The 24,068-nt window shown below is 71.7% G+C and carries 19 protein-coding genes; 14 read left to right on the top strand and 5 right to left on the bottom strand.

Annotated features, from left to right (window positions below; genetic code table 11):
• Nucleotides 1-51: 51 nt before the first annotated feature.
• Together AB0M26_RS09520 and AB0M26_RS09515 are read left to right on the top strand one after the other, a co-directional pair.
• Entirely contained in the window at nucleotides 52-2,106 is a 2,055-nt protein-coding gene (locus AB0M26_RS09520; protein ID WP_365257140.1) for a 1-deoxy-D-xylulose-5-phosphate synthase, read from the top strand.
• Nucleotides 2,103-3,638 (top strand): aspartate aminotransferase family protein, encoded by a 1,536-nt coding sequence (locus AB0M26_RS09515; RefSeq protein ID WP_365257138.1) that lies wholly within the window; start codon nucleotides 2,103-2,105, stop codon nucleotides 3,636-3,638. Before AB0M26_RS09520 ends, AB0M26_RS09515 begins: the two co-directional genes overlap by 4 nt.
• A 96-nt stretch (nucleotides 3,639-3,734) precedes the next feature.
• On the opposite strand, the gene AB0M26_RS09510 is transcribed toward AB0M26_RS09515, so the two are convergent.
• Nucleotides 3,735-4,556: a tyrosine-protein phosphatase gene (locus tag AB0M26_RS09510; RefSeq protein WP_365257135.1), complete on the bottom strand. Its 822-nt coding sequence runs from the start codon at nucleotides 4,554-4,556 to the stop codon at nucleotides 3,735-3,737.
• 213 nt (nucleotides 4,557-4,769) lie between these two features.
• On the opposite strand from AB0M26_RS09510, the gene AB0M26_RS09505 reads away from it, so the two are divergent.
• Nucleotides 4,770-5,603: an SGNH/GDSL hydrolase family protein gene (locus tag AB0M26_RS09505; RefSeq protein ID WP_365257132.1), complete on the top strand. Its 834-nt coding sequence runs from the start codon at nucleotides 4,770-4,772 to the stop codon at nucleotides 5,601-5,603.
• A gap of 283 nt (nucleotides 5,604-5,886) precedes the next feature.
• Here the strand turns inward: AB0M26_RS09505 and AB0M26_RS09500 are convergent, their stop codons facing one another.
• Nucleotides 5,887-6,369, bottom strand: coding sequence for an ATP-binding protein (locus AB0M26_RS09500; RefSeq protein ID WP_365257130.1), 483 nt, complete (start codon nucleotides 6,367-6,369; stop codon nucleotides 5,887-5,889).
• 136 nt (nucleotides 6,370-6,505) lie between these two features.
• On the opposite strand from AB0M26_RS09500, the gene AB0M26_RS09495 reads away from it, so the two are divergent.
• From AB0M26_RS09495 to AB0M26_RS09450, 10 genes are all read left to right on the top strand, one after another.
• Nucleotides 6,506-7,375: a helix-turn-helix transcriptional regulator gene (locus AB0M26_RS09495; protein WP_365257128.1), complete on the top strand. Its 870-nt coding sequence runs from the start codon at nucleotides 6,506-6,508 to the stop codon at nucleotides 7,373-7,375.
• Nucleotides 7,376-7,377: 2 nt separating this feature from the next.
• On the top strand, nucleotides 7,378-7,614 hold the full coding sequence (locus AB0M26_RS09490; protein WP_360861825.1) for a DUF397 domain-containing protein: 237 nt from the start codon (nucleotides 7,378-7,380) through the stop codon (nucleotides 7,612-7,614).
• A 106-nt stretch (nucleotides 7,615-7,720) separates the two neighbouring features.
• Entirely contained in the window at nucleotides 7,721-8,467 is a 747-nt protein-coding gene (locus AB0M26_RS09485) for an SAM-dependent methyltransferase (protein WP_365257125.1), read from the top strand.
• 40 nt (nucleotides 8,468-8,507) lie between these two features.
• Nucleotides 8,508-9,317 (top strand): SAM-dependent methyltransferase, encoded by an 810-nt coding sequence (locus AB0M26_RS09480; protein ID WP_365257122.1) that lies wholly within the window; start codon nucleotides 8,508-8,510, stop codon nucleotides 9,315-9,317.
• Nucleotides 9,318-9,682: 365 nt separating this feature from the next.
• Nucleotides 9,683-10,300, top strand: coding sequence for a TetR/AcrR family transcriptional regulator (locus tag AB0M26_RS09475; RefSeq protein WP_365257119.1), 618 nt, complete (start codon nucleotides 9,683-9,685; stop codon nucleotides 10,298-10,300).
• Between the two features lie 327 nt (nucleotides 10,301-10,627).
• The gene (locus tag AB0M26_RS09470) at nucleotides 10,628-11,185 is read left to right on the top strand and encodes a carboxymuconolactone decarboxylase family protein (RefSeq protein ID WP_365257116.1); all 558 of its coding nucleotides are present in this window, start codon (nucleotides 10,628-10,630) and stop codon (nucleotides 11,183-11,185) included.
• A gap of 58 nt (nucleotides 11,186-11,243) precedes the next feature.
• A complete protein-coding gene (locus tag AB0M26_RS09465) occupies nucleotides 11,244-12,236 on the top strand; it encodes a PfkB family carbohydrate kinase (RefSeq protein WP_365257113.1) in 993 nt (330 codons plus the stop codon).
• A gap of 831 nt (nucleotides 12,237-13,067) precedes the next feature.
• The gene (locus AB0M26_RS09460; RefSeq protein ID WP_365257110.1) at nucleotides 13,068-13,925 is read left to right on the top strand and encodes a GNAT family N-acetyltransferase; all 858 of its coding nucleotides are present in this window, start codon (nucleotides 13,068-13,070) and stop codon (nucleotides 13,923-13,925) included.
• Entirely contained in the window at nucleotides 13,922-14,566 is a 645-nt protein-coding gene (locus tag AB0M26_RS09455; protein ID WP_365257107.1) for a GNAT family N-acetyltransferase, read from the top strand. The genes AB0M26_RS09460 and AB0M26_RS09455 overlap by 4 nt, the downstream gene beginning before the upstream one ends.
• A gap of 323 nt (nucleotides 14,567-14,889) precedes the next feature.
• The gene (locus AB0M26_RS09450; protein ID WP_365257104.1) at nucleotides 14,890-16,134 is read left to right on the top strand and encodes an MBL fold metallo-hydrolase; all 1,245 of its coding nucleotides are present in this window, start codon (nucleotides 14,890-14,892) and stop codon (nucleotides 16,132-16,134) included.
• 211 nt (nucleotides 16,135-16,345) lie between these two features.
• On the opposite strand, the gene AB0M26_RS09445 is transcribed toward AB0M26_RS09450, so the two are convergent.
• From AB0M26_RS09445 to AB0M26_RS09435, 3 genes are all read right to left on the bottom strand, one after another.
• Complete coding sequence (locus tag AB0M26_RS09445) at nucleotides 16,346-17,530, bottom strand: low temperature requirement protein A (RefSeq protein ID WP_365257101.1); 1,185 nt, start codon at nucleotides 17,528-17,530, stop codon at nucleotides 16,346-16,348.
• Nucleotides 17,531-17,929: 399 nt separating this feature from the next.
• Nucleotides 17,930-20,926, bottom strand: a complete 2,997-nt coding sequence (locus AB0M26_RS09440) for a glycoside hydrolase family 2 TIM barrel-domain containing protein (RefSeq protein WP_365257098.1) — start codon at nucleotides 20,924-20,926, stop codon at nucleotides 17,930-17,932.
• Nucleotides 20,927-21,338: 412 nt separating this feature from the next.
• Nucleotides 21,339-22,043, bottom strand: a complete 705-nt coding sequence (locus AB0M26_RS09435) for a carbon-nitrogen hydrolase family protein (protein ID WP_365257095.1) — start codon at nucleotides 22,041-22,043, stop codon at nucleotides 21,339-21,341.
• A 772-nt stretch (nucleotides 22,044-22,815) separates the two neighbouring features.
• Here AB0M26_RS09435 and AB0M26_RS09430 point away from each other — a divergent pair.
• Complete coding sequence (locus AB0M26_RS09430) at nucleotides 22,816-23,775, top strand: alpha/beta hydrolase (RefSeq protein WP_365257092.1); 960 nt, start codon at nucleotides 22,816-22,818, stop codon at nucleotides 23,773-23,775.
• Nucleotides 23,776-24,068 lie beyond the last annotated feature (293 nt).

The raw sequence follows: 24,068 nt of genomic DNA, 5'->3' as shown, positions 1-24,068 counted from the left end.
CGTCCGGGGTCATCGCGGGCTCAAGAGCACTCACAACTGAGGTGGCCCGACGTGTCGTTGTTGGACAACATCAAAGAACCGCGCGATCTCCGGGCGCTCCCCGAAGAGCTGATGGACGAACTGGCCGAGGACATCCGGCAGTTCCTCATCGGCGCACTGTCGCGGACGGGCGGTCACCTCGGGCCGAACCTCGGGGTGGTGGAGCTGACGATGGCTCTGCACCGCGTCTTCGACTCGCCCACCGACCGGATCCTGTGGGACACCGGCCATCACGCCCATGTGCACAAGCTCCTCACGGGGTGTCAGGACTTGTCCGGCCCGAGTGCCAAGGACGGCCCGGCGCCGGACCTGAAACGCTTCCGCCGCGACGCCGGCAGCGACGCGGCACGCGCCGGCCACCACTCGAGCCCCGGGCCCCCGCATGACGTCATCGAGAACAGCCATGCCTCCACGGTGCTGGGCTGGGCCGACGGTCTCGCCAAGGCCGACCGGCGACTCGGCAGGACCGGCCATGTCGTCGCGGTGATCGGTGACGGAGCACTGACCGGTGGCACTGCGTGGGAGGCGCTCAACAACATCGCCGACGCCAGGGACCGCCCGCTGGTCATCGTCGTCAACGACAACGAGCGCTCGTACGCGCCCACCACCGGCGGTCTGGCGGGCCACCTCGCCACCCTCCGCACCACCGATGGCTATGAGCGCGTCCTGTCCTGGGGCAAGGACATTCTGCGGAACACGCCCCTCTTCGGCCGGCCGCTCTACGGGTCCCTGCACGGTGCGAAGAAGGGGCTGAAGGACTTCATCGCCCCGCAGGGCATGTTCGAGGACCTGGGCCTGAAGTACGTCGGCCCCATCGACGGCCACGACGTCGAAGCCGTGGAGTCCGCGCTGCGGCGAGCCAAGCGGTTCACGGGCCCGGTCATCGTCCACTGCCTGACGGAGAAGGGCCGCGGCCACCGTCCTGCCATGGAGGACGACGCCGACAGCTTCCACACCGGCGGCGTCTTGGACCCGCTGACCTGCCGGCCGCTGTCGCCGCCCCGTGCACCCTCGTGGACCTCGGTCTTCGGCGACGAGATGGTGCGGTTCGGGACCGAACGGCCGGACGTCGTGGCGATCACGGCGGCGATGCTGCACCCGGTCGGCCTCGCGCGGTTCGCCGCCGCCCATCCCGAGCGTGTGTGGGACGTCGGCCTCGCCGAGCAGCACGCGGCGGTCTCCGCGGCAGGCATGGCCACGGGCGGTCTGCACCCGGTCGTCGCCATGCACGCCGCGTTCCTCAACCGCGCCTTCGACCAGGTCCTCATGGACGTGGCCCTGCACAAGTGCGGCGTCACCTTCGTCCTGGACCGTGCCGGAGTCACCGGCACGGACGGCGCCTCCCACAACGGTATGTGGGACATGTCGATCCTCCAGGTCGTCCCCTCCCTGCGGATCGCCGCCCCGCGCGACGCGGATCGGCTCCGCGAGCAATTGCGCGAGGCAGTGGCCATCGACGACGCGCCGACCGTCATCCGGTTTCCCGATGGGCCGGTGGGCGAGTCCGTCCCCGCGGTGGGCCGGATCGGCGGCATGGACGTGCTCCACCGGGGCGGCAGCGACGGCATCGGGAGCCACCCGAACGACGTGGGGAGCCACCCGGACGACGTGGGGAGCCACGACGGCACGGACGGGCTGGGGGAGGCGCAGGCGTACGCGGCCGAGGTGCTGCTCGTCTCCGTCGGCGCGCTCGCCTCCGTATGCCTCGGGGCCGCCGAGCTGCTGGAGGCGAACGGCATCCGCTGCACGGTGGTCGATCCGCGCTGGGTCAAGCCTGTCGACGTCACTTTGCCCCCGCTGGCCGCGCGTCACCGGCTCGTGGCAGTCGTCGAGGACAACTGCCGTACCGGTGGCGTCGGTTCGGCCGTGGACCGTGCCCTGCGCGACGCCGAGGTGGACCTGCCCGTCCGCACCTTCGGCATCCCCGAGGCGTTCCTCGCCCACGCCGGGCGGCGCGAGGCCCCGGCGGGCATCGGACTCACCCCGCCGGGGATCGCGGGCGCGATCGGTGCCGCCCTGGCCCGCGGGGAGGCTCGCCGCCCCGTTGTGAAGGAGAGCCGCGCATGACAGCCGCCCGCCCCGCCGAGTCAGCGGGTTCCGGCGAGTCCGGAGCACACCGAGGGACCGGAACGCACGGCGGGACCGGAACGCACGGGACCGGAACGCACGGGACCGGATCACGCGGAGGGACCGGAGGGTGCCGAGGGACCGGAGGGGAACGATTCGACCTGCTGAAGCTGCTGGGCGAGCGCAGCGGCGAGCGTTACGCCCTCCATGCGCGCCATCTCAACCACCAGCTGCCGCGCATGCTCCGCACCATCGGCTTCGACAAGGCCTATGTGCGGGCCGAGGGCGCCTACTTCTGGGACGAGGACGGGCAGGACTACCTCGACATGCTCGCGGGCTTCGGCGTCATGGGCCTCGGCCGCCACCATCCGGTCGTCCGCAAGGCCCTGCACGACGTGCTCGACGCCTCCCTCGCGGACCTCGTCCGCTTCGACTGCCAGCCGCTGCCCGGGCTGCTGGCCGAGCGGCTGCTCGCGCACGTTCCGCACCTGGACCGGGTGTTCTTCGGGAACAGCGGGGCCGAGGCCGTCGAGACCGCGCTCAAGTTCGCCCGGTACGCCACCGGCCGGTCACGTGTCCTCTACTGCACGCACGCCTTCCACGGGCTGACCGCGGGCGCGCTCTCGGTCAACGGCGAGGACGGATTCCGTACGGGCTTCGGCCCCCTGCTCCCCGATGTGCCGATCCCTCTCGGCGATCTCGGGGCGCTGGAGCGGGAGTTGGGGCGGGGCGACGTCGCCGCCCTCATCGTGGAACCGATCCAGGGCAAGGGCGTGCACACCGCGCCGCCCGGCTTCCTGCGCGCCGCACAGGACTTGCTGCGCCGCCACAAGGCGCTGCTCATCGCGGACGAGGTGCAGACGGGACTCGGACGTACCGGGGACTTCTTCGCTTACCAGAACGAAGAGGGCGTCGAGCCGGATCTGGTGTGCGTCGCGAAGGCCCTCTCGGGAGGCTACGTCCCGGTCGGCGCGACCATCGGCAAGGACTGGATCTTCAAGAAGGTGTACTCGTCGATGGACCGGGTGCTGGTCCACTCCGCCAGCTTCGGCGCGAATGCCCAGGCGATGGCGGCCGGACTCGCCACACTCGCCGTCATGGAGAACGAGCAGATCGTCGCCAACGCCCGGCTCACCGGCGATTTGCTGCGCACCCGCCTTGCGGACCTGGTGGGCCGCTACGAGCTGCTGCACGACGTGCGGGGACGCGGCCTGATGATCGGCATCGAGTTCGGGCGGCCCAGCTCGCTGGGGCTGCGCAGCCGTTGGTCGATGCTCCAGGCCGCACGCAAGGGCCTCTTCGCGCAGATGGTCGTGGTGCCGCTGCTGCAGCGGCACCGGATCCTCACCCAGGTGTCCGGGGACCGTCTCGAAGTGATCAAGCTGGTCCCGCCGCTGATCATCGGCGAGCGCGAGGTCGACCGCTTCGTGGACGCGTTCACCGACGTCATGGACGACGCGCACAGCGGGGGAGGCCTGATCTGGGACTTCGGCCGCACACTCGTCAAGCAGGCCGTGTCGCTGAACCGCTGACTCGACAGGCGGAGGAGCGCCTGGGTCCGTACCCGCCCCCTGCCGTACGTGGTCCCTTGCCGCACCGTGTGGTCGGGTCCGAGGCCGCGCGGCTCCTCAGGCCGCGCCGTCGAGCAGCCGCGCCCGCAGCCGCTCGCGCCGCTCGGGGCCGAAGTCCAGTCCCTGCGTGAGGTAGTCGTCCACGGAGCCCCAGGTCTCCTCGATGACCGCGAACGCGGCATCGAGGTACTCGGCGCGGGCGTCGAAGAGCGGGCTCAGCAGCTCCCGCACCTCGGCGGACATCTCGGTCTCCGTCCGGTCGCCGCGGCGGACCCTGTAGCGGCGGTGTGCGGCATTGCTCGCGAGGTAGTCGTTCTCGATCGCGTCCCGCTCGACGCCCAGGGCGAGCAGGGTCACGGCGACGGACAGACCCGCGCGATCCTTCCCGGCCGCGCAGTGCATGAGTACGGGCACGCTGTCGTCGGTGATGGCGTGCAGCACCCGGCTGTGCTCGGCCGTACGGGTACGGATGATGTGCCGGTAGGTGGCGATCATCCGGTCCGCCGCCTTCCCGTTGCCGAGCGCCCTCCGCAGCTGCGACACCTCGCCGTCGCGCACCATCCGCCAGAAGTCCGCGCCCGCCGCGGGATCGGTCAGCGGGATGTTCACATGGCGTACGCCCGGCAGTGCGATGTCGGGCCCTTCGAGCTCCACATCGGCCGAATTGCGGAAGTCGAAGATCGTGTGCAGGCCCAGCGAGGTGAGGAACTCGGCGTCGTCCTCGGTGGCGTGGGCCAGATGGCCGCTGCGGTAGAGCACACCGGTCCGTACCCGCTTGCCGTTCGCGGTCGGCAGCCCGCCGACATCGCGGAAGTTCCGGACCCCCGACAGTTCGGGCTCGGCCTGCGGGGCGTGCGGGACCTGCGGCGTCTGCGTCACGGGCGTTCCTCCGGTGCGGGCGTCGGGCCGTCGGTGCCGGTTCGCCGACGGCGTGACATGTCGACGATACGACAAGAGTTCACTGCGCAATCATCTCCGCGGCGCACGTCTCTTTCCGCGTTTGTGGAAATTGACGCGGTGGTTCAGATCACGCCCCGTCAACCCCCGGTTACGGTGGCGTAGGTCACTACTGGAACGGAATCATGGGGCGACGTGGAAGACGATTCGACATCAATCACCGAGGGACCCATCACGGAAGGCGCCATCGGGTCGTACGCGGCACTGGGGGACAGTTTCACCGAGGGCGTGGGTGACCCCGGCCCCGACGGCGCGTTCATCGGCTGGGCCGACCGACTCGCCGTCCTTCTCTCCGACCACCGGCCCGAACACGACTTCCGCTACGCCAATCTCGCCGTCCGCGGCCGGCTGCTGGACCGGATCGTCGAGGAGCAGGTGCCGCGCGCCAAGGAGCTCGGCCCCGACCTGGTGACCTTCTGCGCCGGGGGCAACGACATCATCAGGCCGGGAAGTGACCCCGACGACGTGGCCGAGCGCTTCGAGTCGGCCGTCGCCGATCTGGCCGCCGCGGTGCCCGTCGTCATGGTGACCACCGGATTCGACACGCGTGGTGTGCCGGTGCTGCGTCACCTGCGGGGCAAGATCGCCACGTACACGGCACACGTGCGGGCCATCGCCGACCGGTACGGCTGCCCGGTGCTCGATCTGTGGTCACTCCGCTCGGTGCAGGACCGGCGGGCCTGGGACCCCGACCGGCTGCATCTCTCGCCCGACGGGCACACGCGCGTCGCACTGCGCGCCGGCCAGGTCCTCGGCCTCAACGTGCCGGCCGACCCCGACCAGCCCTGGCCGCCGCAGCCCGAGCGCCCGGCGTCCGCGGTGCGCAGGGACAACATCCAGTGGGCGCGCGAGTATCTGGTGCCGTGGATCGGGCGGCGGTTGCGCGGTGAGTCCTCCGGGGACCACATCGAGGCGAAGCGTCCGGATCTGCTGCCGCTGGAGTCGTCCCCGACGGCGCCAGGTGCGTGAGGCGGGGGAACGGGCGTGAACGGTTGCGCCCCGGTCACCGGTACGCGGTGCGTTTCACGGTGCGTGTGCCGTCTCCGGCGCGTGGACCCTCTCCCGGCGAGCCCCGCCCCCACCACGGCCGACTGCGCCCCACGTACGTTCAACCTGACCGGTCCGTCAGCGGGGTGACGGTGCGTCAATGTTCCTGCGAAGGCTCGTCAATGTTGCAGTGACGGTTCTCAATGCCGCATCGACGCTTCTCAATGCCGCAACGCCGGCGCGTCAATGCCGCAAATGACGGTTTTCAGAAACAGTCGGCGGGTCCTGCCGGGCCCTGTGCGTAGGGCAGTTCGGCCCAGACCACATGTCCGTGGCCGCCCACCGCGGCCAGCACGCCCCAGGTCTCGGACAGGGCGTCGACCAGGAGAAGGCCGCGGCCGCCCTCGCCATCGAGATCGACCGGGCCCGGGTGGGCGAGCGGGGCCGTGGTCGACCACCCCTCATCCGCCACGTCCACTCTCAACAGCGCCCCGGTCACGCGCAGTTCGCACCCTATGGTGTCGCTATCCGTGTGACATATCGCATTGGTGACCAGCTCAGAGACCACCAACTCGGCGCCCTCGGCGGTCTCCCCGTCGGCTCCCCAGTCGTGCAGCAGAGTCACGACCTGCCTGCGCGCCTCGGCGACCGACGTGCGCAACGCCGGCAGCTCGAACGCGTTCCGGCAGTCCACAACGGCGATGTCACCCCGGTCCGCTAACTGAAGCGCGTCGTGAAAGGAAGCCACTCCGCAACTATGCGGGGTGTGACTCACGCATGGCAAGGTTCAATCTGTAAATTGCAGAATCGCAAGGACAGTCTGTTGCCTCAGGTGACGACATGACACACTTCCGTCCGATGACGGCAGTTGGAGGGGATGGGTAGTGGCGGACTCGCGGCCCGGCGGCGCCGCCCCGACCGTTCTGCGCGTGGTGCTCGGCAAGCGCCTGCAGGATCTGCGGGAGCGGGCGGGACTGTCGTACGAGGAAGCGGGGCGGGCCCTCGACGTCACCCACGCCACCATCCGGCGCATGGAGAAGGCCGAAGTCGGCCTCAAGATCCCGTATGTCGAGAAGCTGCTCCGCACCTACGGGGTGACCGGTCCTGAGGAGCTGGAAGACTTCCTCTCCCTCGCCCGCCAGGCGAACCAGCGCGGCTGGTGGCACCGCTTCCGCGACGTCCTGCCCGAATGGTTCAGTGCGTTCGTCTCGCTGGAGGGCGAGGCCAACCTCATCCGCGCCTACGAACCGCACTACGTCCCGGGGTTGTTGCAGACCCGCGACTATGCCCACGCCGTGCTGCGCGCCGGACTCCCGAACGCCTCGGACGAGGAGATCGAGCGCGGTGTCGCCCTGCGCATGGAACGCCAGGCGGTGCTGACGAAGGACAACGCCCCGCTGCTGTGGGTCGTCATGGACGAGACCGTGCTGCGCCGTCCCATCGGGGGATCAACCATCATGCGGGAGCAGGCCGACCGGCTCGTCGAGGCGACCTCGATGCCCAACGTCCGGCTGCAGATCATGCCGTTCACCGCGGGACCGCACCCCGCGATGTACGGCCCGTTCCACATCTTCCGGTTCCCCATCCGGGAACTCCCGGACATCGCCTACACGGAGAGCCTCGTGGGCGGCGTCTACCTCGACCACCGCGACGACGTCTCGGCCTTCCTGGAGGCACTGGACCGGATGTGCGCGCAAGCCGCGCCCGCACACACCACCGGGGGATACCTGGGTGGCATTCGCAAGGAGCTCTGACCATGAGTCGCATATACAACGGCATGCCTGCCAAGGACCTCGGCACCGAGGGCTGGAGCAAGCCGTGGAGCGGCGGCAACGGGGGAAGTTGTCTGGAGGCGATGAAGCTGAGCGACGGCCGGGTGGCACTGCGTCAGTCGACCGATCCCGACGGCCCCGCCCTGATCTACACGCACCACGAGATCGAGACGTTCATCCAGGGCGCGAAGTCCGGCGAAGCCGACTTCCTGCTGGCGTGAACACGATGGCCGAGACCCGTGCCACGGAGGACCGAAGGGAGACCGGCGTGAGCGAGCAGGGACACCGGCCGACGCGATCGACACGAGCAGACCGCACCCGGCCCGCATGTACGACTACTTCCTGGGCGGGCGGGACAACTACGAGGTCGACCGCGAGGCGGCGGAGCGCGTCATCGCGATCTCCCCGGACGCCCGCCCGAGCGCCCGCGCCAACCGTGCCTTCCTCCGACGGGCCGCCAAGTCCGTGGTGGACAGCGGCATTCGGCAGATCATCGACATCGGAACGGGCATCCCCACCTCGCCCAACACCCATGAGGTGGCCCGCGAGTCCGCGCCCGGCGTCCGTGTGGCGTACGTCGACAACGACCCCATCGTCGGGGTCCACGCCGGGGCCCGTCTGACCAGCGCGGGCGACACCGGCTTCGCGCTGGCCGATGTGCGCTCGCCGGAGACGGTGCTCGGTCACCCGAGCGTCCGCGAGCTGATCGACTTCGAGGAGCCGGTGGCGCTGCTGATGGTCGCGGTGCTCCACTTCATCACGGACGAAGAGGATCCGGCGGGTATCGTCCGCACCCTCACCGGGGCGCTGCCGAGGGGCAGTTACCTCGTCCTGACGCATGGCACGGCCGACTTCCACCAGCACGTGGACGGTGACGCGACGGAGGTCTACCGGCAGGCGACCGCGACGCTGAATGTCCGTCCGCACGACGGCATTCTCCCGTTCTTTGCCGGGTTCGAGCTGCTGGACCCCGGCCTCGTACAGGTGCCGCTGTGGCGTCCGGACGCACCCCTCCCCGATGTCGACGACATCCGCAGGATCGCCTTCTACGGCGGCGTGGGCATCAAGGATTGAAGGGCGGACACCCCCACATGACGACCGAACGGAGGCCGGCGTGACGGAGCACGGGTTCTCGGCCGACCAGATAGACACCTCCAGGCCCCACCCCGCCCGGATGTACGACTACTACCTGGGCGGCCGTGACAACTACGAGGTCGACCGCGAAGCGGCGGACCGGGTCATCAGGGACGTCCCGGAAATCCTTCCGGCCGCCCGCTCGAACCGCGCCTTTCTCCAACGTGCCGTCAAGTCCGTTGCCGAGACGGGGGTTCGGCAGATCATCGAAATCGGTACAGGAATCCCCACCTCGCCCAATACCCATGAGATCGCCCAGGCCGTCTGCCCCGGCGTACGGGTGGCCTACGTCGACAACGACCCGATCGTCGCCTCGCACGCCGGGGCCCGGCTGACCGGGACCAGCAACACCACTTTCGCGCTGGCCGATGTGCGCAAGCCCGAGGCGGTCCTCGATCACCAGGCGATCCGGGACCTGATCGACTTCGACGAGCCGGTGGCCCTGCTGATGGTCGCCCTCCTCCACTTCGTCACGGACGAGGAGGATCCGCGCCGCATCGTCAGTACCCTGACCGAGGCGCTGCCCGCCGGGAGCCTGCTCGTGCTCTCCCACGGCACGGCCGACTTCCACCCGGGCGGCTTCCCCACGGCGGTGAAGGTCTACCGAGGGGCCACCGCAACCCTCAACCCCCGTACGCACGCGGAGATCCTGGCGCTCTTCGGCGGCTTCGAGCTGCTGGAGCCGGGGCTGGTGCAGGTGCCGCTGTGGCGTCCGGACGGACCGCCGCTGCCCAAGGACGAACTCGCGAGGACCGGCTTCTTCTACGGCGGGGTGGGCAGCAAGAGCTGAACCTGAGCGGGAACTGGAGCGGGTGGCGGCCGCGTTGACACGGCCACCGGTCGCCACCGGTCGCCACCGGTCGCCATCACGGGTCGTGCGGTACGTGGTCCACCGGGCTCCGCACGTCGCTGAGAGTTCCCGTGCGGTCCCGTACGTTCTCCCGCGCCCGCGTACGTTCTCCCGCGCCGCCGTACGTTCTCCCGTGCCCCGTGTGTTCTCCCGTACCCCCGTGCTGCGCCGTGCGGCCGGGGTCCTTCTGCCGCGGGCGGCCCGGTCCCGGGTGCGTCCGGGGGGCAGGTGGTGCCCCGTCGGCGACGGCGACCGCGGGTGGGTTACGGCCGGTAAGCCCTTTGTCGCCGCTGTAGGGTTGCGCCGTGGCCAGGGTCCGGTTGAGCGTGCAGGAGCGGCGTGAGGAGCTGCTGCGCGCGGCCGTTGAGCAGATCGAGGAGCGCGGGGTCGCGGCGCTGCGCATCTCCGATGTCGCCGCGGTGCTCGGCGTGAGCAACGCCCTGGTCATCTACCACTTCTCGACCAAGGAAAAGCTCGTCGCCGCCGCCTTCGAGCACGCCGCCCAGGCCGACCTCGAACGGCTGCGCGGGCTCGCCGCACACGGCGGCAGCGCGGTGCGCAGGCTGCGCTCGGTTGTGCGCTGGTACTCGCCGACCGGGCAGGCCAAGGGCTGGAAGCTGTGGATCGAGGGCTGGGCCGTCTCGCTGCGCGAGCCGGTGCTCCGCGAGGTGACCCTCGGCCTCGACCGGCAGTGGAAGTCCATCCTCACGGAGGTCATCGCGGAGGGCGCGGCCGCGGGCGAGTACGAGTGCCCGGACCCAGGCGCCGCGGCGTGGCGGCTCACCGCGTTGCTCGACGGGCTCGCCGTGCAGATGACGGCCTTCTCGGGCACGCTCGGCCGCCGGCGGCTGGAGACGTGGGTCGACGACACGCTCGCGGCCGAGCTGGGTCTCGACCGCGCGGATTTGGTGGCGAGCCACTGAAGAGGGCGTCAACACGCTGCCGGTTCAGCCCGCGCCCGACCGCCGCCCGGCTCCGACCTGCGCCCGGCCTCATCCCGCGCCCGGCCTCGACCCCCGCCCGGCCTCGACCCCCGCCCGGCTCCGGCCCGCGCCCGGCCCCGGCGTGCAGCGATTCAGGGGCCCGCCGGAGCGGCGCCCGGCCCCGGGCGTGCACCGATTCCACCCGACGTGATGTCACACACCGGCGAGTCCGTACGTCGCAGGAGTGATGAACACCGGCGCCGCGTTCCGGACCGGCCGCCCTCGGAAAGCAGCCCGGAGCGGCCGCTCCCCGACAGGAGCCACGTCATGGCCCGTATCTCCCTCGACCAGCCCCGCACCCTCTTCGTACGCCTCACGGACTGGTACTCCCGCCGCACCTATGGCACGGCTCTCGATCCCGCCAGGACCACGGCCCACCAGCCCCGCGTGCTGATGTCCCAGGCCCGCTTCGAGCGGTCCCTCGCCAAGTGGAACAAGCTCGCCCCGGAGCTGAAGGCGCTCGCCGTCATGGCATCGGCGGCCTCCATCCGCTGCTCGTGGTGCATTGACTTCGGCTACTGGGACAGCCGGCGGCACGGCATGGACCACCGCAAGCTTCACGACGTCCCGGCGTGGCGCGGCAGCGACGTCTACACCCCGCTGGAGCGCGCCGTCATGGCCTACGCCGAGGCCGTGACGGCCACCCCGCCGGCCGTCGACGACGCCATGGTGGAGCGGCTGCGCGAGCATCTGGACGAGGCACAGCTGGTGGAGCTGACCGCGATGATCGCTGTGGAGAACCTCCGGTCGCGCGTCAACGCGGCACTCGGCCTCACCAGCCAGGGTTTCAAGGACCGCTGTGACGTCCCTCAGCCTCTAGGCTGACCTCGCCCTCGACGACAGGGCGGCACCGACAGCAGTACGGGAGAGGACGGACACGGGCATGGGCAGCACGAAGGAGGCGGCGGAAACGCCGTACGACGTCCTGGTCGTCGGCGGCTCTGGCGTCGACACGGTCGTACGCGTTGACGCGCTGCCGGTGCCGTACGCCGACTCGTACGGCGTGTCGCCGATCCGCGAGTGGGTCGGCCACACCGGCACCGGCGTGGCGCTGGGCTGCGCGGAACTCGGCCTCGCCACAGGCTTCCTGGACTTCATCGGTGACGATCCGCTGGGCGAGCTGATCCGTGAGCGGTTGGACGCGAGCGCCGTGGACTTCCACCCCCGCGTGTCGCCGCACGGCACGCGGCGCGCCGTGAACCTGGTCGACCCTCAGGGCCGGCGGATGTCCTTCTACGACGCCCGCGACCCGCTGGACATGCGCATGCCCTCCAAGCACTATCTGCCGCACCTGCGGCGCGCCCGGCACGTACACCTGTCGATCACCAACTTCGCGAGGTACCTCTTCGAGGACATCGAGGAACTCGGCCTCCCGGTCTCCACCGACCTGCACGACTGGGACGGTCTCGATCCTCACCACCGCGACTTCGCTCTCCGCTCCGACATCGTCTTCCTCAGCGCCGCGGGAGCGGGGGAGCGGCTGGCCGAGGTGATGCGGCAGATCTTCTCCGACGGGCGGGCGGAGGCGGTGATCGCCACTGCGAGCGCGGGCGGCGCCTACGTACTGGCCCGGCAGGGGAGCGGGTCGCTCCGGCACGTACCCGCGGCCGTGCCGCCCGGCCCGGTGGTGGACAGCAACGGTGCCGGTGACGCCTTCGCATGCGGCTTCCTCTACGGGCATCTGGAGGGCCGAGAGCTGGAGGAGTGCGTACGGCTCGGTGCGGTGGCGGGTGCGTACGCATGCACCGTCGAGGGCACGCACACCGCCCTCATCGACCAGGCAGCGCTCACGGGGGCGCTGGAGGACCAGGACGCGAAGCCCGCCGGTGACGAGGTCGAGGAGCCTGACGCTGCTCTGGAGGGGCAGCACCCGTGAGCCGCAGCAACAGGCAACACCCTTGATCCGCGTCGTGGTCGGCGCTGTTCGAGAAGCGGGCGGGGCTGCCCGTCGCGCATGAAAGGCGGCGGGTGGGCGGCGACCTGACGGGGCGTCGCATGCTCAGGGTGTCGTCTGCGAGGTCGACGGGGTCGGCGCAGGCTGCACCGGGCCCGAGTCGAACGCGTCGGCGGCGCGTCGCCTCGCCGGGACACGGCACGCCGATACCGCGGCAGGCGCGTGCGTCGGCCGCCGGTGCCCCCTGGCTCCCGCTGTCGCCGACAACCGCCACCCGCAGGGCGGCCGGTGAGCCGCAGAGCGCCGCCACGCCGGTCGACCGCCTGGCTCGGGGTCGCGGATCCGGTGGCCCCCGGTGTCCGAGGTCTCCGGCGGGCACGGGCCGTACGCTCGTACGCAGGACCGGTCCGGCCGGAAGCGCTCCGGCGACCGACACAACGAAGGAGCCCGCACCATGCCCGGTCCGGCCGTCGCGCGGCTCCGGCTCGCCCGTCCCGGGCACGACCTTCAAGCCGATCTCGTCACGGGCGAGGCCGTATGCCGCCGTGCCAAGGCCGTGGGCGCGGACACTGCCCTGTTTCCCGAGATGTTGGAGCAACGGCAACACCGCGGACACACGCAACGGTCACAGGTTCCCGGGCTGACCCGAGCTGTGGGGCTCGCCGGGCCGCAGCGAGCCGTGGGGCTCGTCGCGATGACCCGAGCCAGGGGGCTCGCCCGGCCCAGCGGAGTCCGGCCCATCGCCTCCCGCCGAGCGCGGGCGGGAGGAAAAAATGCCGTGCGGCCGAGGCGATCCGCACGGGAAGCTGGGCCATGGCATGGACCACGACACATGACCTCGACGCGTTCCTGTCCGTCGCGGGCGGCTTCCTGCGCACGCGGCCGGCGCAGCACACCGTCCTGCTGTCGGTCGCCGCATCACTCCACGCCGGGACCGTGACGTTCGGAGGGGACCCGCCCGAGTACGGCTGGTGGCGGGCGCCCGACGGTTCGACGGGAGGCGCCTTCCTGCGCACCCCGCCGCACCCCGTACTGCTGTCGTGCATGCCGGACGAGGCCGCGGACGACCTTGCCGGAGTCGCGATGACGGTCGACCGCCCCACCCCCGGCGTCAACGGCGGGCGGGACGCCGCCCGGGCGTTCGCCGCGGGCTGGGAGCGCAGGACGGGTGCCACTGCCCGGTGCGGCATGTCCACCCGGCTGTACCGGCTCGGTGAGCTCACCCCGCCTGAGCCCGTGCCTCCCGGCGCCGCCCGGCCCGCGCGACGCGCGGACCGCGATCTGCTCATCGACTGGTACGAGGCGTTCGGCCGGGACACGGGTGCCCGCATGAGCAACAACGCATCAGCCGTTGACGACCGGCTCTCGTACAGGGGCCTCACGCTCTGGGAGACGGACCGCACGCCCGTCTCCCTCGCGGGTGTGACGCGCACGGTCGCGGGCATGGTCCGCGTCGGGCCCGTGTACACCCCGCCCGCGCATCGCCGCCGCGGTTACGCGGGTGCGGTCACTGCCGCGGTCAGCCGGGCCGCCCGGGATGCCGGCGCCGCCGAGGTGCTTCTCTTCGCCGACCTCGCCGATTCCGCGACCAACGCCCTCTACCAGCGCATCGGTTACCGGGCGGTGGAGGACCACGTCCAGTTCGTCTTCGATTCCGGGGGGCCCGCATGACCCCGCCCGCCCCCGTTCCCCTCCCCGGCATCTCCCCTGTGCCCATCTCCGTACGCCGCGCGGGCCCCGGCGACGCCCGCGCCCTCACCGGCCTGCGGGCCCTTATGTTCCGGGAGACGGGGACGGAGGACGGCGGCCCGGACGCGCCCTGGCGCGCCGCGGCCGAGCAGTGGTTCGCCGTACGACTCGGCGAACCGCGCGATGCCGCCGCCTTCGTCGTCGACGATCCCGAACTCGGCGTCGCCTGCTGCGCGGTCGGTATCTGCGACCCCCACGTACCGGGGCCGGTGAACCCGAGTGGCCGGCACGGCCATGTCTTCAACATCAGCACGGATCCGCGGCGGCGCCGCCTCGGCTACGCCCGGGCCTGCCTGGAGGCGCTGCTGGTCTGGTACCGGGACGAGGCCGGAGTGGGTGTCGTGAATCTGCACGCCACCCCCGCCGGGCTGCGCGTCTACCGCTCCCTCGGCTTCGGTGCCCCGCCCTACGACGCCCCTCCAACTCCGGCTCTCCACACCGGAATCCCCGCGTTCCCCGGAATCCCCGCGTTCCCCGGAATCCCCGCGTTCCCCGGAATCCCCGCGTTCCCCGGAATCCCCGCGTTCCCCGGAATCCCCGCGCTCCCTGGGCTCTCCGGGTGACAGGGGCTCATAGGAAGTTCCCGGAGTACCGCACTGCCCGGCCCCTGTGGCTCCTTCGGCTCGTTCGGTTCCTTCGCTCCATGGCGTTCAAGGCTCCGGACATCGACGCCATCCCCCTGCGGATCCCCTCAAGGCTCCGCGGCGAGCCCCTGGATATCCCTTGAATCCCCACAAGTGACCACTCTCACATCTCCGTCCCACACCCCTGACCTGCGGCGATGTAAAGAGCAACCTGTAAGAATCTGTGTGTGAGCACATAATGGAAGGACCGGAGTGCGCCCCCTCGGGTGTCCTCCCCCTTGTTTCCGCCTGGAGGTGCCCCTGTGTCCGGATCCAGCCCCCGACGCTCGCTCTTCGCCGGGCTGCGTCCCGCGTCGTTCGGCGCGGAACCCACCGGGGAGCGCCTGGAGCGCATGCAGCGGTCCCCCAACTACCGGGACGGCCAGTTCCACAACCCCGTACCCACCCGGACCATGCTCCCCGGCTCCAACGGGCCCATGTTGCGGCGGCAGTTCGACCGCGCCGAGCGCGCCCTGAGGACACCCGCCGGGACCGTGCCCGTGCACCGCCCCACCGCCGCCGACTGGGGTGAGCCGCCCGCCTCCGGCCTCCGGCTGACCTGGATGGGCCACTCCAGCGTGCTGGCCGAAATCGACGGGCACCGCGTGCTGTTCGACCCCGTCTGGGGCGAGCGCTGCTCCCCCTTCTCCTTCGCCGGACCGCGCCGGGTTCACCCCGTGCCCGTGCCACTGGACGAACTCGACCCGGTCGACGTCGTCGTCATCTCCCACGATCACTACGACCACTTGGACATGCTCTCGATCCGGGCCCTGGCCCGTACGGACGCGGTCTTCGCCGTGCCGCTGGGTGTCGGCGCCGACCTGGAGCTGTGGGGCGTCGACCCGAAGCGCATCACCGAGCTCGACTGGCAAGAGACCACGCGCGTGGGCGAGTTGACCCTGACCGCCACCCCGGCCCGGCACTTCTGCGGACGGGGGCTGCGCCGCGGTCTGCGTACGCTGTGGGCCTCCTGGGTCGTGGCGGGGCCGCGGCACCGGATTTTCCACAGCGGGGACACCGGCTACTACGACGGTTTCCGCGAGACCGGCGCACAGTACGGGCCGTTCGACGCGACGATGATCCAGATCGGCGCGTACAGCGAGTACTGGCCAGAGATCCACATGACGCCGGAGGAGGGCGTGCGGACACACACCGATCTGTCCGGCGGTACCCCGGCCGGGACGCTGCTGCCCATTCACTGGGGCACGTTCAACCTCGCCCTCCACCCATGGGTCGAACCGGCCGAGCGTACGGTCGCCGCCGCGCGCGCCGCGGGCGCAAGGGTGGCTGTGCCGCGACCGGGAAAGCCATTCGAACCGGCGGGCGCGGAGGCGGTCGACCCGTGGTGGCGCGCGGTGGCCGAGCCTCCGGCGGTCGGATGGCCGGGGGACACCGCTCCGGTACCCGCCGCGGACCCCGCACCGCTTCGGGACGCCGCTGCCCCGACTACGGATTCGGTGTCCGCACCTGTCCAGGACGCCGGCGCCGCGACCCCGCAGGTCTCCTGACAACGGCGGACGGGGAGACGCGGGAGACGCGGGAAACGCGGGAAACGCGGGAAACGCGGGAAACGCGGGAAACGCGGGAAACGCGGAGAGTACTCAGAGCGCGGAGAACGCCAGGGGGCCACCCCGCGAGGGGGCAACCCTCGTACCGCCCCCCGTCACCCCGTAGCGCGCTCCCCGGTCACCCCGTACCCCCGGTCACCCATCCCGCTCGTCACAGCAGCCCGGCGGCGCGCCTCCTCCGCGCGACCGCGTCGGCGTAGAGCAGATGCGCCACGGCCTCGGCCACCAGCAGCAGCACCACGGCCCATGGCGCCAACACATGGCCGAGCAGCAGCACGATCAGCAGCGGCACGCCCACTCCGGGAACCGTCCACACCGCGACTGATCCGGGCGGCCGCCCCACGCGCAGCGCGATCGCGGCATGAGCCGCGTGGTAGAGCGCCTGCCCGCCCGCGAGGGCCCAGAGCGCGCCCGTCGCCAGGTGCGCGTGATGGGCCTCCTCGACCGCGGTCGCCAGCCCGGCGGCCATGGCGATGACGGCCGCGGTGACGAAGAAGTACAGAAAGCCCGTGGTGTCCCGGGCGAGCCGGTACGCGCTGCCGCGCACGGAGTGCAAGGCGCGTTCGGCGGCCGCCGACCCGAAGTCGAAGTACGACCACCACAGCGCCGCGATCAGCACGAACCCTAGGACGGCCGTCAGACCCGAACTCCCCGCCCAGTGATGGTCGGTTGAGGTGACCAGGCCCAGCACCGCCTCACCCAGCACGATGATCACGACCAGGCCGACCCGCTCCACCAGATGGCCCGTGTGCAGTCTGCTCAGCAGCCCACCGCCGCTCGACCTCCCCATGAGCAGCGGCATCTCGGCCGTGATCAGCACGGCCCACACGACGTAGCACCAGGGCGAGGGGACGAAGGCCGACACGGACCACAGCGCGGCGGCAGCCAGACAGTAGGTGAGCGGCCGCCACTTGGGGAGTCGGTGCGGCTCGGGGAAGGCGGTGGCCGGCCACCACAGACCCATCAGCGCCAGCCGGGCGCCCGCGAACCCCAGGGCGTAGGCGGGCGCCCGGTCACCGACGGCTCCGGGCAGCGCCGCGGCCATCGCGGCCAGGCAGAGCATCGCCCAGAGGACCAGCAGGCGTCTGCGGGGGCTGTCGCGCTCGACGACGTTCATGGCGGCCGTGACATTGATCCACGTCCACCAGGCGGGGAAGTAGAGAGCGAGGAAGAGCGCGAAGTCCCCGACCTCCGGGTCGCCGTGCAGACCGTGGGCGAGCTGGGCCGCCACGGCCACGAAGACCAGATCGAAGAAGAGTTCCAGCCAGGCCGCGTGCCGCTCGCGCTCACCCGCACCGGCCGGCCCGCTCCCGGCAGCCGTCACCGAGTCTCCCACCTGCGCTCCTCCGCCCTCGGTCCGTAACGCCGTACGGAACGGCTGACCGAGGACCGCGGCATTCGCTCGGTGGGCACACGAGCCGTACGTCCGGCGCCGTGCGGCGACGTCCGATCACGGTCCGCGTGTCACCCGGGACGGCGCCATGCCCGTTCGCCCAGGTCGGGGCGGCCGCGGGGCCTCGAATCGCAGGCCAGAACTACCACCGCGCGTACGGAGTTGTCCAGTCGCGGCCGGCCCGCCCGGGCGGCGGGCGCCCGGCCGGAAACATGCGCCCGGGGAACGGGACGGGGTGTGGGCGCCGTGGTACGGGACGGGGTATGACGGCCGCGGTACGGGACGGGGTGTGGGCGCCGCGGTGCGGGACGGGGTATGGGCGCCGCGGTGCGGGACGGGTGGTCAGCGGTCTTCGTCCCCCCAGGTCGCGCCCGCTCGCGTCGCCACCGTCGAGAAGGCGAAGGAGAACGATGCCGGGGCCACGGCGAGCCGGTGCTGCGGCAGCACACCGGGCCCGCACGACTGGCTGCCGATGCCGTGCTGCCCGTGGTCGACGTTGATCCACACCAGAGGGCCCGGCCGCAGATCCGTGGTGTGCGCGGCCGCGTCAAGTTCCTCGCTCGTCCACCGCCGCGCCGTGAACCAGAACGCCGGATCACCCTCGATCCGGAGCCCGGTGCCGTCCTCGCGGCGCAACTCCGCCCAGCGCACATCCGCCCGCGCACCGTTCTCCTGCGGCCGTACGTACGGGGTCTGCAGGGCGTCGACCGGCAGCGTCCAGCGCCCGATCCGCGACGCCGTACGGGTGTCCGGGTAGGCCTCGCCCGGCCCGCCGCCGTACCACTCCGCGAGCCCCAGGCTGCCGCACACGCCCAGCCGTACGCCGAGCCGCGGCAGCGGGCACCACCAATCGCCCTCGGGCACCACGGAGACATCGAGCCGTAGCGCCCTGCCGCGCTGGTCCGCCGTCCAGCGGAAGGTGGTGTCCAGGGCCAGGTCGGACGAGGCGGGTGCCACGCGCGTACGCACCACGAGTTCGCCGTCCGCGTCCCGCACGGAGACCACGCGGTGCTGCATCCGGTGCAGGCCCAGGCCCCGCCAGATCGTTCCGTAGCGCTCGTCCGGCTGCCATTCGGCCCCCTCGTCGTTGTCCGTCGGGGCCCGCCACACGTCGAGCCGGGGCGCCACGACCTCGAACCCGTCCAGATAGCGGAGCGCTCCCGTCGCCGCGTCGAACGCACCGCGGCCCAGCACCAGTACGTTGCCCTCGCCCTTGCGGAGGACGGCGGGACAGGCGGGGGGCGGAGCGGGCACGTGGGGCACCGCCGGAAGCTGGGCCCAGGCGATCTCGTGCCCAGCGCCCGCCCACGCGGTGTCGTCCGCCAGCACCGCCCGCACCGTCCACAGCGCCTCCCCGGGACGTTCCGGAGCCGGTGGTTCGGGCAGCTTCAACTCAGTGGACTCGCCGGGCCCGAGAGGCGGCACGGCCAGCTCGCCGTGCGCGACGGACACGCCCTGGACCTCGTAGTACCAGAGGAACGACAGGCCGGAGAGGTCCGCGAAGTTGAACCGGTTGGCGATCCGCACCGTGCCCGCCCTGCCGTCGCCGCTGATCCGGACCGGCTCGATCACCTTCTTGTACTCGATCAGGCCCGGGGAGGGCGTCCGGTCCGGGAAGAGGAGCCCGTCGCAGACGAAATTGCCGTCGTGCAACTCCTCACCGAAGTCACCGCCGTACGCGAACCAGCGCTCCCCGTCGACCGTGCGGCGCGCGATGCCGTGGTCGATCCACTCCCAGACGAAGCCGCCCTGGCAGCGCTCGTACGTCTCGAACAGCCGCTGGTACTCCAGGAGGCCGCCCGGGCCGTTGCCCATGGCGTGCGCGTACTCGCACAGCAGGAACGGCATGGCCCGGCGCCGCTCGTCCAACTCCCGGTCTCCCCAGGGGGATTCGGTGCGGCGGCCGATCTGCTCGACCTCCGCGTGACCGGCGTACATCCGCGAGTGGACGTCCACGTCGGTGCAGGACGGATCGCCTTCGTAGTGCAATGGGCGGTCGGCGTCGCGCTCGCGGATCAGGTCCGCCATCGCGCCGAGCCCCCGGCCGGTGCCGCACTCGTTGCCCAGCGACCACAGCACGACCGACGGGTGGTTCTTGTCGCGCTCGACCATCCGGGACGCACGGTCGAGCAGCGCCGGGGTCCAGCGCGCGTCGTCCACCGGATTGCCCCGCCAGCCGACGATGGCGAAGCCGTGGGTCTCCAGGTCGCACTCGTCGATCACCCACATCCCCAACTCGTCGCACAGGTCGAGGAAGGCCGGATGCGGCGGATAGTGGCTGGTGCGTACGGCGTTGATGTTGTGCTGCTTCATCAGCAGCAGGTCGCGGCGCATCGTCTTCGCGTCGACGGCCCGGCCGTGCTCGGGGTGGAACTCATGGCGGTTGACGCCCCGGAAGAGGACCCGCGCGCCGTTGACCTTGAGCACCCCGTCCTCGACCGCGACCGTACGGAAACCGATGCGCAGCGGCACCCGTTCGCCCGGTGTCGCAAGCTCGGCCGCGTAGAGCCGGGGGACCTCCGCGCTCCACGGCTCCACTCGCACGGTCGCCGGCTCACCGGTGGCGAGGTCGATCCCCAGCTCGGGGACGGTGAGGCGGCCACCGGGGTCGGCTTCGACGAGGAGTGTGCCGGTGCCGTCGGTGTGGTCGTACGAAGCGTGCACGAAGAAGTCGCGGACCGCACCTTCGGGACGGTGCAGCAGCGTCACGTCCCGGAAGATGCCGGGCAGCCACCACTGGTCCTGGTCCTCCAGATATGTGCCGGACGACCACTGGTGGACGCGTACGGCCAAAACGTTGCCCCGTGGGCGCAGTTGGCGGCCGACCTCGAACTCGTGCGGCAGACGGCTGCCTTTGAACGTGCCGAGTTCCTCACCGTTGAGCCACACCCGCGCACATGACTCCACGCCGTCGAAGCGCAGGAGACTCTCGCCGCCCTCCCACCCGTGGGGCAGGTCGAAGACGAGCCGGTGGTCGCCGGTCGGGTTCTCCGTGGGCAGATGGGGCGGATCGACGGGAAAGGGATACCGGGTGTTGGTGTACGCGGGGGCGCCGTGCCCGTGCAGCACCCAGTGGGCGGGGACAGGCAGTTCGGCCCAGCGGGAGGCGTCGAACTCGCGCCGGGCGAAGGCGTCGTCCTCCGCGGTCGCGGTGGGCGACAACCGGAAGCGCCAGATGCCGTTGAGGGAGAGCCGGGCCGCGTCGGAGGACGCGTACCAGGCGCGGGGCGGGGTGGTACCGCGGGCGGGGGAGACGTCCTCGTAGTACGGGAGATCGCGGTACGGGAGCTCGTTCTGCGCGAGGTCGTTCTGCGCGAGGTCGTTCTGCGGGGTGCTCATACTCCTCCTCGGGAGGCGGCCCTTGACGTGGGTCCGTGCCACAGCCTGCATCAGCCGGGGGCGAGGGTGAACGGACTGCCGCGCCGTCCTGGTGGATTTTGCGCCGATACCGGTAGCCGTGCGGGCCGGTCCCGGCGGTACGGGGCGGTGACCCGGCGCTGGGAGCCCGCCGGCCGGCGCTGGCGGTGGGCGGTTCGTGGGTACGGGAGTTGACGTCCCTCGATCCGCCTTCGATCCGCATTCGATCGGCCTTCGATCCGCCCTCGATACGCCGTGATGCCGCACGCTCCGTCGTCGCTCCGGTCGTCCGACGTACGGGCTCTCCCGGTGGTTCCATCTCCCCGACGGGTTCCGGCCGTTCCGGTGGCTTTCCTGTTCCGGGGCTTTCCGGCGGGTTCCGGCCGCCCCGCCGTCAGGTGAGCGTCGCCCGTGCGACGGCACCGGTCTCCGGTCCCGCCTGCGCGAAAACGACCCCGTCCGGCCGCCAGATGCCCGAACGACCGGCGGCCTCGGCGAAGCCCCCGCCCGTCGACCCGGCGAAGCTGGCCACTGCAACCCACACACCGTGCTCGGTGGCGATACGGCAGGAGCGCTCGTCCTGGAGCGCCGACTCACCGGCGGACTTCACGCTGCCGGCGACATAAGCGTCGATGCCGAGAGCCGCGGTCTCGGCCGCATGCCGCGGGATGCCCGTGTCCTTGCAGATCGCCAGGCCCAGCCGCCAGCCGTCGACCTCGAACACGGACGGCTTGCCGCCCGGGGCGAAGTACGTGGACTCCGTCTCGCCGAGCCACATCTTCCGGTAGGCCACGGTGGCCCCGGACCCATCGACCGCCAGCATGGCGATGTGCGCCTCGCCGCCCTCGCCGCGTACGGGCGCGCCCACCAGGGCCCACGCCTCCGTCTCGGCGCAGGCCGTGACGACGGGGTCCAGCCGGGGGTCGTCGGCCGTGATCGCCTCGGCCTCCAACTCGTATCCCGTGAGGGAGAGTTCGGGGAAGACGATCACCCGGGCGCCGGCCGAGCGCACGGCCTCGGCGTGCGCCTTGGCGTTTCCGACGATGTCGTACGACGCGCAGGGCGGCTGGGCTACGGCAATGGTGAGCGGTTCGCGCAAGGCAACTGTCCCGTTCGGTCGGTGCGCAGTCCGCCCGGGGCTCCGGCGGTCCGGCCGGAGAGCGAGGGACCGCGCGGGGAGCGGGTGGGCGGCACCGGGTCGCAGGCCGTCCAGGAAGATGGCGAGAATACGGCGCCGTCCGTCGGGGGCGGCCGCGACCCCGGTACGGGATTGCGCGGCGCGGCGGGGACGCACAGCAGGTCCTCGGTCGCCGCATCGGCCCGTACGGTGCCCCGTTCCTTGCCGCGGCCGATCCGGATGCAGATCGTCTCGTGGTGGTGTCGATGGCGCGGTCCCCGCCATGGGCCGACCCTAGCAGGGCCCCACAGACAACCGGGGAGTGTTCCCGGTTGCCGCCGTGGCCGTCGCGGGGAATCCGGGAGCTCCTCGGTCCCTCTTCCCGGGAGATTACCAGCGGCCACCGGCACGGCCGCCGGTCACCACTGAACTCCGGGCGGGATGAGGGCCTCCGACGGCACGTCGGAAGGCCTGATGCACCGTCAGCACGCTCTGGGCGTACGGGAAGGTCCTGTTGACGCTGGAGCGGGCGGTGCATAGCTTCATGGCCCGTGACCGATCCGTTCATGGGCGTCCTCGGCTGCTGTCGGCGTGCCGGCCTCGCCGTCACCGCCCATCGCTCCGGTGAAGGCCACAGGGCCACCGCGGTGGCCGGCTCGGACCGGCAGCCCCTGAGCGCGCGGGACGGCTGTTGCCCGCAGTGTCCGCCGGCCCGGGGACAACGAGCGGATTCCCCAACCAGGAGGCGAGCCGTATGACGCAGCGGACCGATGGCGCGGCCGGAACCGGCACGGCGTACCGCACCAGCTACGTGGAGGCTCCCGACGGGGTCCGCGTGGCCACGTACACCTGGCTGCCCACGGGCGGTGCCCGGCCCCGCGCCCTCGTCCAGATCGCCCACGGCGCGGCCGAACACGGCCTGCGCTACGACCGGTTCGCCCGCTTCCTGGCCGCGCACGGCTACGCCGTCGTGGCCTGCGACCACCGCGGCCACGGCGCGACAGCCCCCGCGACCGGCGGCTACGGCGTCGCGGGCGACGACGGATGGCGTGCGATCGTCGCCGACCTCAAGGCCATCGGGGACCGGGCCCGCGCGAAGCACCCGGGCGCGCCGCTGATCCTGCTGGGGCACAGCCTCGGCTCGATGCTCGCCCGCGACTGCGCGCAGGAGTACGGGGAGGAGCTCTCCGGGCTCATCCTCTCCGGCACCTTCCGCTCGCTGCCGGGTGCCGAGACGGAGAGCGCTATCGCGGCGCTGGAGCGGGAGATCGCGGAGCGCGGCAGGGCGGCGCTGTCCTCCTTCATCCCGGATCTGTTCGCTTCGTTCAACGACCCGTACGAACACCGGACCGGCTTCGAGTGGCTGTCGCGCGACACGAGCGAGGTGGACGCGTACGCCGAGGACGAGCGGTGCGGGTTCGCGTTCAGCGCCGGTCTGGCCCTCGACTGGGTGCGCGCCACCCGCAAGATCAACGACCCGCGCAACCTCGCCCGCATCCCGGCCCGGCTCCCGGTCCACATCGCGGTCGGCACGGAGGATCCCTGCAACCAACGGATGACGCTGGTGTACGAGCTGCTGGAGGACTTCCGCCACCTCGGCACCGAGGACTTGAGCTGGAAGGGTTACGAGGACGCCCGCCACGAGATCCTCAACGAGACGAATCGGGATGAAGTGCAGCAGGACCTGCTGGCCTGGATCGACAAACACATCTGAGCGCCGGGCGGCCGGTGGTACCGGTGCGCGGGGAGCCGCGCACCTACCCCTGCTCTCCGGCTCCCTGCTTTCCTGCCTCCCGGCTCCCGGGCTCCCCGGCTCCCCGGCTCCCGGGCTCCCCGGCTCCCCGGCTCCCCGGCTCCCGGGCTCCCCGCCTCCCCGGCCTTGCGGCCGCGAGACCCGCGGCCTTCCGGCCCCTGGCATTGCGGCCCGCGTCCCCGCCTCTCCGCGTCCCCGCCTCTCCGCGTCCCCGCCTCTCCGCGTCCCCGCCTTCCCGCCTCTCCGCGTCCCCG

The organism is Streptomyces sp. NPDC051776 (assembly GCF_040681345.1).
GTDB lineage: Bacteria > Actinomycetota > Actinomycetes > Streptomycetales > Streptomycetaceae > Streptomyces.
The sequence above is the reverse complement of the archived record's forward strand: the minus strand, read 5'-3'. Positions and strand labels throughout refer to the sequence as shown.

Excerpts from the sequence above, each read along its gene's own strand:
- AB0M26_RS09515 (WP_365257138.1), top strand. The coding sequence starts at position 2,103 with ATGACAGCCGCCCGCCCCGCCGAGTCAGCGGGTTCCGGCGAGTCCGGA.
- AB0M26_RS09490 (WP_360861825.1), top strand. The coding sequence starts at position 7,378 with ATGAGTCGCATATACAACGGCATGCCTGCCAAGGACCTCGGCACCGAG.
- AB0M26_RS09485 (WP_365257125.1), top strand. The coding sequence starts at position 7,721 with ATGTACGACTACTTCCTGGGCGGGCGGGACAACTACGAGGTCGACCGC.
- AB0M26_RS09470 (WP_365257116.1), top strand. The coding sequence starts at position 10,628 with ATGGCCCGTATCTCCCTCGACCAGCCCCGCACCCTCTTCGTACGCCTC.
- AB0M26_RS09465 (WP_365257113.1), top strand. The coding sequence starts at position 11,244 with ATGGGCAGCACGAAGGAGGCGGCGGAAACGCCGTACGACGTCCTGGTC.
- AB0M26_RS09460 (WP_365257110.1), top strand. The coding sequence starts at position 13,068 with ATGGCATGGACCACGACACATGACCTCGACGCGTTCCTGTCCGTCGCG.
- AB0M26_RS09455 (WP_365257107.1), top strand. The coding sequence starts at position 13,922 with ATGACCCCGCCCGCCCCCGTTCCCCTCCCCGGCATCTCCCCTGTGCCC.
- AB0M26_RS09440 (WP_365257098.1), bottom strand. The coding sequence starts at position 20,926 with ATGAGCACCCCGCAGAACGACCTCGCGCAGAACGACCTCGCGCAGAAC.
- AB0M26_RS09430 (WP_365257092.1), top strand. The coding sequence starts at position 22,816 with ATGACGCAGCGGACCGATGGCGCGGCCGGAACCGGCACGGCGTACCGC.